The organism is Meiothermus luteus (assembly GCF_003574085.1).
In the GTDB taxonomy this organism is placed as follows: Bacteria; Deinococcota; Deinococci; order Deinococcales; family Thermaceae; genus Meiothermus; species Meiothermus luteus.
Window position 1 is genome coordinate 1 of the sequence record NZ_QWKZ01000103.1, and the last position, 9,348, is coordinate 9,348.

General features: G+C 67.1%; 18 protein-coding genes. 15 read left to right on the plus strand and 3 right to left on the minus strand.

Features of this window, described 5'->3' with window-relative positions; all coding sequences use genetic code 11:
- The first annotated feature begins 329 nt into the window (after positions 1-329).
- The 4 genes from Mlute_RS12525 (at position 330) to Mlute_RS12535 (ending at position 1,847) form a co-directional block, all read left to right on the plus strand.
- The gene (locus Mlute_RS12525; RefSeq protein WP_147371089.1) at positions 330-971 is read left to right on the plus strand and encodes a hypothetical protein; all 642 of its coding nucleotides are present in this window, start codon (positions 330-332) and stop codon (positions 969-971) included.
- Between the two features lie 76 nt (positions 972-1,047).
- On the plus strand, positions 1,048-1,212 hold the full coding sequence (locus Mlute_RS15870) for a hypothetical protein (RefSeq protein WP_220452083.1): 165 nt from the start codon (positions 1,048-1,050) through the stop codon (positions 1,210-1,212).
- A gap of 14 nt (positions 1,213-1,226) precedes the next feature.
- Complete coding sequence (locus Mlute_RS12530; protein ID WP_147371090.1) at positions 1,227-1,523, plus strand: hypothetical protein; 297 nt, start codon at positions 1,227-1,229, stop codon at positions 1,521-1,523.
- A gap of 54 nt (positions 1,524-1,577) precedes the next feature.
- Positions 1,578-1,847 (plus strand): hypothetical protein, encoded by a 270-nt coding sequence (locus Mlute_RS12535; protein ID WP_119360957.1) that lies wholly within the window; start codon positions 1,578-1,580, stop codon positions 1,845-1,847.
- A 23-nt stretch (positions 1,848-1,870) separates the two neighbouring features.
- Here Mlute_RS12535 and Mlute_RS15690 read toward each other — a convergent pair whose 3' ends face one another.
- The 3 genes from Mlute_RS15690 to Mlute_RS12550 all read right to left on the minus strand — a co-directional run bounded on the left by Mlute_RS15690 (position 1,871) and on the right by Mlute_RS12550 (position 3,791).
- A complete protein-coding gene (locus Mlute_RS15690) occupies positions 1,871-2,020 on the minus strand; it encodes a hypothetical protein (RefSeq protein ID WP_182482567.1) in 150 nt (49 codons plus the stop codon).
- 535 nt (positions 2,021-2,555) lie between these two features.
- The gene (locus tag Mlute_RS12545; RefSeq protein WP_119360959.1) at positions 2,556-3,317 is read right to left on the minus strand and encodes a hypothetical protein; all 762 of its coding nucleotides are present in this window, start codon (positions 3,315-3,317) and stop codon (positions 2,556-2,558) included.
- 234 nt (positions 3,318-3,551) lie between these two features.
- Complete coding sequence (locus tag Mlute_RS12550; protein ID WP_119360960.1) at positions 3,552-3,791, minus strand: helix-turn-helix domain-containing protein; 240 nt, start codon at positions 3,789-3,791, stop codon at positions 3,552-3,554.
- A gap of 122 nt (positions 3,792-3,913) precedes the next feature.
- On the opposite strand from Mlute_RS12550, the gene Mlute_RS12555 reads away from it, so the two are divergent.
- From Mlute_RS12555 to Mlute_RS12595, 11 genes are all read left to right on the plus strand, one after another.
- Positions 3,914-4,156 (plus strand): hypothetical protein, encoded by a 243-nt coding sequence (locus Mlute_RS12555; protein WP_119360961.1) that lies wholly within the window; start codon positions 3,914-3,916, stop codon positions 4,154-4,156.
- 108 nt (positions 4,157-4,264) lie between these two features.
- Complete coding sequence (locus Mlute_RS15695; RefSeq protein WP_182482568.1) at positions 4,265-4,423, plus strand: hypothetical protein; 159 nt, start codon at positions 4,265-4,267, stop codon at positions 4,421-4,423.
- Complete coding sequence (locus Mlute_RS12560; RefSeq protein ID WP_119360962.1) at positions 4,413-4,625, plus strand: hypothetical protein; 213 nt, start codon at positions 4,413-4,415, stop codon at positions 4,623-4,625. The genes Mlute_RS15695 and Mlute_RS12560 overlap by 11 nt, the downstream gene beginning before the upstream one ends.
- Before the next feature lie 55 nt (positions 4,626-4,680).
- Positions 4,681-4,917, plus strand: a complete 237-nt coding sequence (locus Mlute_RS12565; protein WP_119360963.1) for a hypothetical protein — start codon at positions 4,681-4,683, stop codon at positions 4,915-4,917.
- Positions 4,914-5,078, plus strand: a complete 165-nt coding sequence (locus Mlute_RS15700; RefSeq protein WP_182482569.1) for a hypothetical protein — start codon at positions 4,914-4,916, stop codon at positions 5,076-5,078. The genes Mlute_RS12565 and Mlute_RS15700 overlap by 4 nt, the downstream gene beginning before the upstream one ends.
- Positions 5,075-5,950: a hypothetical protein gene (locus tag Mlute_RS12570; protein WP_119360964.1), complete on the plus strand. Its 876-nt coding sequence runs from the start codon at positions 5,075-5,077 to the stop codon at positions 5,948-5,950. The genes Mlute_RS15700 and Mlute_RS12570 overlap by 4 nt, the downstream gene beginning before the upstream one ends.
- Positions 5,947-7,035: a bifunctional DNA primase/polymerase gene (locus tag Mlute_RS12575; protein ID WP_119360965.1), complete on the plus strand. Its 1,089-nt coding sequence runs from the start codon at positions 5,947-5,949 to the stop codon at positions 7,033-7,035. Before Mlute_RS12570 ends, Mlute_RS12575 begins: the two co-directional genes overlap by 4 nt.
- Positions 7,026-8,324 (plus strand): AAA family ATPase, encoded by a 1,299-nt coding sequence (locus Mlute_RS12580; RefSeq protein WP_245958970.1) that lies wholly within the window; start codon positions 7,026-7,028, stop codon positions 8,322-8,324. The genes Mlute_RS12575 and Mlute_RS12580 overlap by 10 nt, the downstream gene beginning before the upstream one ends.
- 35 nt (positions 8,325-8,359) lie before the next feature.
- Complete coding sequence (locus Mlute_RS12585; protein ID WP_119360966.1) at positions 8,360-8,677, plus strand: PDDEXK family nuclease; 318 nt, start codon at positions 8,360-8,362, stop codon at positions 8,675-8,677.
- Positions 8,674-8,976, plus strand: coding sequence for a hypothetical protein (locus Mlute_RS12590; protein WP_119360967.1), 303 nt, complete (start codon positions 8,674-8,676; stop codon positions 8,974-8,976). Before Mlute_RS12585 ends, Mlute_RS12590 begins: the two co-directional genes overlap by 4 nt.
- A gap of 1 nt (position 8,977) precedes the next feature.
- Positions 8,978-9,348 (plus strand): hypothetical protein (locus tag Mlute_RS12595; RefSeq protein ID WP_119360968.1); only part of this gene is annotated, 371 nt, incomplete at its 3' end.

Below are 9,348 nucleotides of genomic sequence, written 5' to 3' on the forward strand. Positions count from 1 at the left end.
ATGGGGAGACACGGAGCGGATCTGAGGGGGGTATCCTGAGGAGGGTGGTGGAGGTGTCCAACGAAGAGCTTCAGCGGGATTTTGAAGCCTGGATGGTCTGGAACGAAAGAAAAGCGCTCCTAGGAGCGGCTTACCTCCTCTGTCCGTCCCCTTTTGAGGAGCTAACACAGGTACTCCAGCGCATTCCTCCTGGGCCCCTCGGTGCACTCGCCTCTCTGAGCTGGGGACCCCCGGAAGTGGAGGAGATCGAGCGCTTCCTTCAGGACCATGAAGGAAGGTTCTGGCGGGGGTGGCCTGCCTGGGGTGCCCTGGAATATTGGCGAAGGGAGGTGTTTCCCAAGCGTGCCTGCGCGTTGCAGGGGCGGAGGGGGGCCTTCCCCGAAGCCTGGCGGGCCTGGGCCTACCCCCTCCTCGCAGGGATAGCGGAGGCCCTCGAGCCCTGGAAGCCCTACCCTGAGCCTTGGACGCAAGGCCACCGCTTCCTCCACGAACTGGAGCACGCCTTCAAGGTGGGCGTGGCTGAGGCGGTCTGGTCGGACCCCTCCCCCCCAAGAGAAGACCTCTGGGGTGAACTACGCCCTTACCCGTGGGAGAGCCGTTGGGAGTTCCTACGGCGGGCAGAAGCTCACTACGACTTTTGGAAAAAGCGGCGGGAAGCGTTGGGGGAAGAAACACCCTATGCCAAGCGTCCCAAGTGGGCCACAAGGCATAGGGACTTGCTCCTCTACGCTCTGGAAGAGCTCTTTGGGCTAACCCGGGACCAAGTGGGGAGCCTTGGGGAGGAGTTGCGAACAAGCCCAGGTCCCCTAGGGAAATACCTCAGGCAAGGTAGAAGGCCCAAAGGAAGGCAGGAAAAGACCCCGCACGAAAACCGCTTGGAGGGGGAGGAAACGCCTCCCCTCTCGCCTCTGGACTACGACACGGTCAGCAAGATCGTGGCCATTGTGAAGGAGCGGCTTCGCCTGCCCTGAGCCGGATACGCTCCCTCATCGTGCTTCGCGGTAGTAGAATGTCCCTACCGAGGCGCTTGCCTGGGGGGTGATGCGGATGCCAGGGATGGAGAAGGCCAGGGTACCCGCGCACGGAGAATCCTTAGCCCGGGCCATGCGCCGGGCAGGCCTCGAGGCCCCCACCCTGGCCAAGGAGCCGGGCGCGAGTCCCGAGCGGGTAATGGCTTGGCCTGCTGGGGAAGGCCTTCAGGCAAAGGCCTAACGGGAGGGCACCCTGTGGCCGCGCAATCTCCCCTAGCCTTCGAAGATCCCGTGGCCTATGCCCGGCGCCTGTGGGAGGGCTACCGGGAACTTTTGGCCTCAGAAGAGGCGTACGATCCCTTCCTGCTCCTAGAGGCGGTGGAGGAATGGCCCGTCTTCGTGCGGGCCTTGCGGCGGGCGGCTTCCAAGAACCCCGCTGAGGCCTTGCGCTTAGCCAAGGAAGTGTGGAAGGAGGAAGTGCCTTTGCGGGTCCTCGGGATACGTCTACCGGCCACCAAGGAGGCCTTCCTGGCCCAGGTGGGGCTGGCCTAGACCAAGACCACACCCGGGCCGGGGAAGAAACCCTTCTGGAGAGGAGCTCTGGTCATGGGGTACACAAAGGACTCCCTTTTAGAGCTGGCCCGCTGGCGCTGGCGGGAGGTGCGGCGCTTCCTGGACAACCCCGAAGCCTTCGACCCTGACGAGGCCCTGGAGGTGTTGGAGGAGTTCCCCCTCTTGCGGGCCCACCTGCGAGCGCTTTATTCCCAGAACCCCGAGGCCGCCCTACAGCTGGCCCGGGAGGTCTTGGCGGAAAGGGAAAGACTCTTGGCCCGGGGCTTTTCGCTTCCGGAGACCCTCGAGGCCCTCCTGGCCTGACCCCTTGCCCACCCGTGGCCGGCTCAGAGTAGCGGATCCTGAATGGCCTTGGGTAGGCCTTCCTCCACCTCGAGGCCTTGCCCCGTCAACGCCGCCATCCGCTTGTCCTTGGTGTAGACCTTGGTGCACCCGTGGACCTTGGCAATGCCGAGGATAAAGGTGTCCGTACGCACGCATTGGCGTTCCTGGCCCTTGAGGGGCTCCTGGTCCAGGCGGGCCTTGAACCATAGGGGTGTGGGGCGGCAGTCCCCGGCCAAAGCGCTCCACCTTGGCCGGGGAAGGATAGCCCCACCAGGGCAAAGCCCTGTATAATACTCTCGTGGGTCATCCCTGGAACGGGGATGCGCGTAAAGGGAGCCGCAAGCGAGTGCCCCACACACGTCAAAGCTTGTGAGGATGGTCGCGCGAAACTCCAACCAAACGCAGTTGGTTGCGAGTAGTTCATGAAGCGGGCGGCCTCAATGGCCGCCGCCTTGTTCAGCTCTAGAAGGCGGAAGTGCTTCTCCAAGTAGGTCAAGACCTCAGGCCACTTCTGGGGCTCAAGCCCCGTCAGAAACTCACTCACGACCGGAAGAGGGAGGGCCACCTTGCGCACCCCGCGGCTGAGCTCCTCGAGGTAGGCCTTGGCGCTAGCATGCTCAGGATGCCCAGGGTTCTCCAGGGCTTGAAGCAGGGCGATGAGCACGTCCGTGTCCAGGGCCTCCACCCTCACCCCCTGAGCCGCCGCACGTGTTCCTCGGGGTCAAGGCCCCGCAAGGCCTCCCCCACCAGGCGGGCCAAGCCGATGAAGGCCTCCTGAGGATCCCCTGGGCGGTAGGGGAGGACCTCCAAAAGCTCGGGGTGGCCCAGAACCTTCCAGCCTCCCTCCTCCCAGGCAAGCCGGACCCTCACCCGCACCCCGATCTCCCTATAGAGGGCGTTCTCCTCCTCGAGGGCCTTCACGTCTTCCCGTTGAGCCCGAATATGGTACTCCCCTTGGGGGGTCCTGAGGTCCACCTTGGGCTCCACGCCCCCGAGGCGGATCACCTCCCCGTAGAGGGTAAGGACGTCCTCCACAACCAGGGGCGGCGTGGGGGCCGGGACAGGATGGGCCGCCCCCAAGAGGGGTTTCACCTTCCCCGCGCGCTCCAGCTTCAGGGTGCGGTCTTCCTTCACAAGCTCTTTGCTGAGCAGGTAAGCCTTTTCCCGCGTCTTGGGCCCGAGGAGGTGGTACTGCCCTTCCTCCAGAGGGCGGAAAAGGCCCTCTTCCAAAGGGAGGACAGCGCCCACGCTGACCTCGAGGGCCACGCTCCCCTCCCTCACCCCCACCAGGCTCGCGGGGAGGGGCTCCTCGTACCCCTGTTCTAGGGCGAAGGCCTCCAGGAGGCCGCCAAGCCCCTCAAGGAGCACCGCCAAATCCTTCAGGGGAAGGTCCTCCGGGCCCAGGAGGTCCTGGCCCTCGAGGTAGAGGCGGTATACCTTCCCCTTCATACGCCCAAGTGTACCGCACCGTTCCGTGCACAGTTGGAAACCCCGTCCCCAAGCCCTTTCAGACCGCTTTTTGACCAGGAGCTTGACGGAAAACCCCAAAGCTTCCCCTAGTGGAAGCCAGGAAGGGCGGGCGATTTCGTGCCAACCTCCCCATTTTGGGCCAACCCCTTGGCCCAAAATCTTTTTGCGTCCTGGACGGGATTTTCCCGATTTTGTGCCAAGGGCATAGAGAGATCAGGGCTCCTCGTACTCCAGGAGGTCCTGGACCCCGTAGGGCTTGCCCGTGAGCTTTCTCAGGGCCCACAAAACCCAGGCGAGGGCCTCGAGGTCGGGGCGCTTCGTTGTACCCCGAGCAAAGGCATAGATGGTATTGGGGGCAACCTTACCCGCCAGAACCTGCGTGAGGGCGTAAGCGCTCACTCCTTGCTGGTCAAGGAGGGTCCGAAGCTTCCACCGGATACGCGGCCCGCTCATGTCTTGAGCTTACCAAAACTCTTGCCGTATAGGTATTGACAACCTACCAAAGTTTTGATAGGCTAAAGACACCTAGGGAGGCCAGGCTGGCAACCCTCCCTAGGGCTCACCAGGAGGTGAACATGACCACGGTACCCCAGAACAAGGCTCAGGTTCAAGATAGCCCCTTCGGGGCTGACCAACAGGCGAAGGCGGCGGTGGAGCTCACCGCCCAGCAGGTGGCCGCGCTCTACAACCTGCTCAAGGCGGAAGAGGACTACGGGGAGGGGCTCCCCCTGGCCCTCGAGGCCCTCCGCCGGGAGCTCAAGGAGAAGGCCAAAGCCCTGGGGCTCACCTTCCGGGAGGGCTACGCCTACCTGAGGTGAGGCGGGACGGGGGTGGGGGCTTCCCCGCCCCCCTTCTTCCCTGGAGGTGAGCGATGAGGGGAAATACCCGGGCCGGAGCCCTCCTGGCCCTGCTTTGGGAGGTGGGCCGTGCTTAGGGCCTCGAGCCTGGCCCTCCTCCTGGCCTGGCTTTGGTTTGACCTCACCGGGGACGGCTGGGCGGCCTTCTTTGCGGCCTCCTCTAGCCTGGCCGCCTCCCTGGTGGCCTGGACGGCGGCAAAGGAGAAGGAGGTGCGGAATGAGCGCTGAAGCGAAGCGGGAAGCCCTTTGGCACTACGTGCAGGCGCGGCTGGAAGAGGTGGTGCAGGCCCTGGACCTCCCGGTCCTCGAGGAGCCCCGGCTCATGGAGGCCCTCGAGGCGGGCTACCTGGCCGCCTTGGAGGACTTCGCCCCACCTTCCATACATGCCCTGATAGCCCGCACGGACGCCGTGGAAGCGCTTCTGGAATAAACCTTGCACAGGTTTATTCCTGTACAGGACAGGAGGCGGAACCTAAAAGAAGGTCATGGAACGCGGGAAGGCGCCGAAGCTTATGACGGTGCAGGAGGTGCGGATGGCGGTGGGCCAGGACCGGCTTTCCAGGGGGATGGCCTACGGTCTTGCCCGGGTGCTTGGGGTGCGGATGGGGCGGCGGCTCCTCGTCCCCAGCAAGGTGGTGGAGGACCTCCTGGAGGGGCGCTTGCCCCCGGAGGTCCTCGAGGCGGTGCACCGGGAGGCCAGGAAGCTGGGGGGGAAGGCGTGAGAGGCGGTTGTTGGGATGCGTCGCAGGTCGTGGAGGCGGTGGCCCAGGTCTTGCGGGAGTGGAGGGAGGGCTACCTGAAGGCGGAGGAGGCCCTCGAGGCCATCGAGGAGGCCCTTAGGGAGAACAACTTCGGGCCGCTTTTGGATGGAGAAGAAGCATGAGCGCGGAGATGCAAAAGCGCGGCTTTGAGGTGCTGGAAAGGGTGGTGGTGGAAGGGGACCTGGCCCGGCTGACCCCGAAGGAGCGGGTCCTCTACTACCGCCAAGTGTGCGAGAGCCTGGGCCTGAACCCCCTGACCCGGCCCTTTGACTACATCGTCCTCAACGGGAAGCTGACCCTCTACCTGCGGAAGGACGGGGCGGATCAGCTTCGGCGGGCCCACGGGGTGAGCGTGCAGATCACCGCCCGGGAGTGGCTTCAGGACCTGGGGCTTTACGTGGTCACCGCGCGGGCCTCGAGCCCCGACGGGCGCACCGACGAGGCCATCGGGGCGGTGAGCGTGGCCGGGCTCAAGGGGGAGGCCCTGGCCAACGGCCTCATGAAGGCGGAAACCAAGGCCAAGCGCCGGGCCACCCTGAGCCTGGTGGGGCTGGGCATGCTGGACGAGTCCGAGGTGGAAGGCATCCCCGGGGCCAGGCGGGTGGAGGTGGACCCGAGCACGGGGGAGGTAAAGGACCCGGAGGGGCAGGCCAGAGGTCCCGTTCTGCCTGCCCCCAAGCCCCTTACCCCCTCCCAAGCCGCGGCCCTGAAGGCCCTGGCCGAGTCCCTGGGCTTGGACCGGGAGACGGTGCGGGAGGTGGCCTCCCGCTACGTGGAGCGGGAGCTGGGGAGCTCCCGCGAGCTCACGGAGGAAGAGGCCGAAGGCTTGGTGAGCTACCTGGACGCCCTGGCGGGGGCCCTCGAGGGCCTCTCCCCCCAAGAGCGGGGTGAGCGCATCCGGGCCTGGCTTGCCGCCCATGAGCGGGGCCTGCCCGAACCGGAGGAGCTCGTGGACGCTGAGGCCGAAGTGCTCTTTGAGGAGGAAGAGGCATGAAGGGCAAACCGGGCCGCCCTAACCCGACGGCCCGCCTGGTGGAGGTGTCCAAGGGCAGTCTACCACAGGCGGAAGGCAGGGGGGTAGGGCATCGCGCCTCACGCTACAGCCCACGGCAAAGCCCGCCCCTCGAGGCCACCCTGGCCTACGCCCGCTTGGGCTACCGGGTCCTCCCCCTCCACCCGGGGGAGAAGCGGCCCCACGGGGGCCTGGTGTCCCACGGCCTGAAGGAGGCCTCCCGGGAGGAGGCGGTGATCCGGGCCTGGTGGGGCCGGGAACCTCGGGCAGGAGTGGGCCTCCTGGCCCCGGAGGGGGTGCTGGTCCTCGACGTGGACCGGCCCGAGGCTTGGGAGGGGCTGAGGGAGGAGCACCCGGGCCTCCTCGAGGCCCCCCGGCAACGGACGCCCAAGGGCGGGGTCCATCTCTTCCTCCGCCTTCCTCCGGGCCTGGAGGGGGCCTTGAGCGCCTCCGTGAGGCGGTTGGAAGGGGTGGACCTCCGGGGCATGGGGAGGGCCTATGTGGTGGCCGCCCCTACCCGCTTGGCGGATGGCCGGGGGTACGCCTGGGAGCGCCCCCTGGTGGAGCCGGAGGCGCTTCCCCTGGTACCCTCCGGGCTCCTCCAAAGGCTCTTGCCGCCGCCGCCTCCCCCGCCCCGGGAGGTGGGGCTGGGGGCCTCACCAAGGAGGTTGCGGGCGATCCTCGAAGCCTTCGCGGACCGGGTGGCCGCCGCCCCCATAGGGCAAAGGCACCTCACCCTCATCGCCTATGCCCGGGCCGCTGGGGGCCTCATCCCCCACGGCCTGGACTCCAGGGAGGCCGAGGAGCTCCTGGTGGCCGCGGCCCTGCAGGCGGGGCTTCCCGAGCGGGAGGCCCGGGAGGCGGTGCGGTGGGGCCTCGAGGTGGGAGCCCAGGCCCCCCTCCCCCTGGAGGAGGATTTTGGGCCAAGGGGGGCATTTTGGGCCAAGGGGTTGGCCCAAAATCCTGCGCCGTCCTGGACGGCACAAACCCGATTTTGGGCCAACGAAACACACCAATATAGGGAGCCCAACCCTTGGGGGGAGGGAGGTGAGGGCGGATGGCGGTGAAGCGCCTTAGCCTCCCCCAGGAGCCCCCCGTGGTGGAGTGGTTCGTGGACGAGCTCATCCCCGCCGGGTACGTGGGCGTGCTCTTCGCCAAGCAGGGGGGGGGCAAGACCCGCCTGGTGGCCTTCCTGGCCGTGCAGGCCCTCCGGCCCCAGGGGAGCTTTGCCAAGCGCCCCGTTCGGCGTGGGCGGGTGCTCGTCTTGGACGCGGACGACCCCGGAGGGCTGGGCTACGCCCTGTGGCTTCACCGCTTCCTGAGGGCCTATGAGGACGCGGATAAGGGCCTCCTGGACCTCCGGGCCGTGGAAGGAGGGCTGACCCCTGAGGACGTGCGAGCCCTGGAGGAGGAGCTTCGCCAAGACCCCCCGGTCCTCATCGTGGTGGACGCCTTCTCTAGCGCCTTCCTGGGGGTGGATGTGATTAAGCCCCAGCAGGTGCACGCCCCCATCCGCGCCCTGACCTCCCTGGCCCAATCTACGGGGGCGGCCCTCCTTTTGGTGGACCATGTGGGCAAGCTGGTCCCCGGCCAGACCGTGGCCGAGAAGGGGCCCCTGGGCTCCACCGCCAAGCTCTTCTCCCCCCGGGCCGCCTTCGCCCTGGACCGCCTCCCGCCCAAGGAGGTGGAGGGGCGGGATGTGGTGAAGCTGACCTGCGTGAAGCAGTCCTACGCCCCGCTACCGCCCCCCATCGGCCTCGAGTTGGTGTGGCTTTCGGACGGGGGAGGGGCCTACTTCAAGCCCTACCCTCTCCCCGAGGCGGCCACCCTGGAGGAGAAGGCGGAGAAGGTCATCCTGGAGCTCCTGGCCGAAGCGGGGGAGGAGGGCCTACCCCGGAAGGATCTCCTGGGGGAGGTGGTCCGGCGGGGCAACGTTTCCGAAAGAACCGCCAAGCGGGCCCTCTCCGGGCTCAGGGACCGGGGCTTGGTGGAGGAGGTGGAGCTCCCGGGCCGGGGGGCGCCCAAGGTGCTCAGGCTCCCGCGCTCTAATCCCTCTATATCCTTGGCCCAAAATCGCGAAAATGCTGTCCAGGACGAAGAAAGATTTTGGGCCAAGGGGTTGGCCCAAAATGGGGAGCTTGGCCCAAAATCGCCTGATCCCCTCGAGGCGGAGGAGCAAGCCCCTAACGGTGCTGGGGGGGCTGTGGGAGGTAAGGAAAACGCTGTCCAAAGGGCAGAACCCGCGCCCGCAACCCCTTCGCGGGAAAGCGAAGAGCTCCTCATTTGGCGGAGGCGGTGGAGCGCTGGGGGCTTCCCGGAGCCCTGGCCCTTTTGGAGAAGACCCGGGAGGCCCTAGGGGGGAGCCCCCGGCCCCGCGCCTAGGAGGAGGAGATGCCTGGGGGCAAAGGGCCAAAGCGCAAAGGCACCCGGGCGGAGCGGGAAGCCCTGAAGCTCTTGAAGGAGGCGGGCCTCGAGGCCCGGCGGGTCCCCCTCTCAGGGAGCGCTCCCGGCTACCCGGGGGACCTGGTGGCCCACCTCCCCGGCCTGGGGGAGGTGGTGGTGGAGGTGAAGGCAAGGAGGCGGTTCGGCCTCGAGGGGTGGCTTGAGGGGCGGGGCCTTCTGGTCCTCCGCCCCGACCGGAGGCCCCCCTTGGCGGTGATGCGGCTGGAACACCTCTTGAAGGCGCTTGGCGTAAAGGAGGAGACATGACGGGCAAGCTTACGGTGCAGGCCCACCCCCTGGCCCTGGATGGGCCGGAGGTGCTGGTGCGGGTGCAAGGCGGAGGCGCGGCCTGGAGCCTAGAGGCCCTGGCCCGCCTGGGCGTGCGGAGCCTGGTCTTTCTCAAGGACGGGCGGATCGCCCTCCTGGTGCGGGAAAGGGAGCAGGTGAAGGACGTGGTGCTGGGCCTAGTGGCCTGGGCCCTGAAGCGGGGCCTCGAGGTGGAGGTAGACCCCCTGGCCCGGGAAGAGCTCAGGTGGGCCCCCCGCTTCGCCCCCGAGGAGGCTTGAGGTGCCCAGGCCCAAGGACCTTTACGGTACCCGGGGGAGCCTCCTCCGCAAGCTGTGGAAGGCTGTCAAAAAGACCTCCAAGCTCCTGGACTCGGACGACCCCCAGGTGGTCCTCCGGGCCACGCACGCCCTGGCCACCATCGCCGCCTCCTACCGGGCGGCCTATGCGGAGTGGGAGCGGGAGCAGATGGAGAAAAATCGCCAGAAGGAAAGGCAAACCCGCCCGCCCTTGACCCGGATCGACCCCTATATCGTCTGGCTCATCAAGCGGGACGTGTACGGCATCGAGGAGCCTCCTCCACCCTTGCCTCAAGACCCGGAAGGCGTCTACTGGGTAAAGAAGATGGCGATGGATCAGGGGCTCCCCGACCC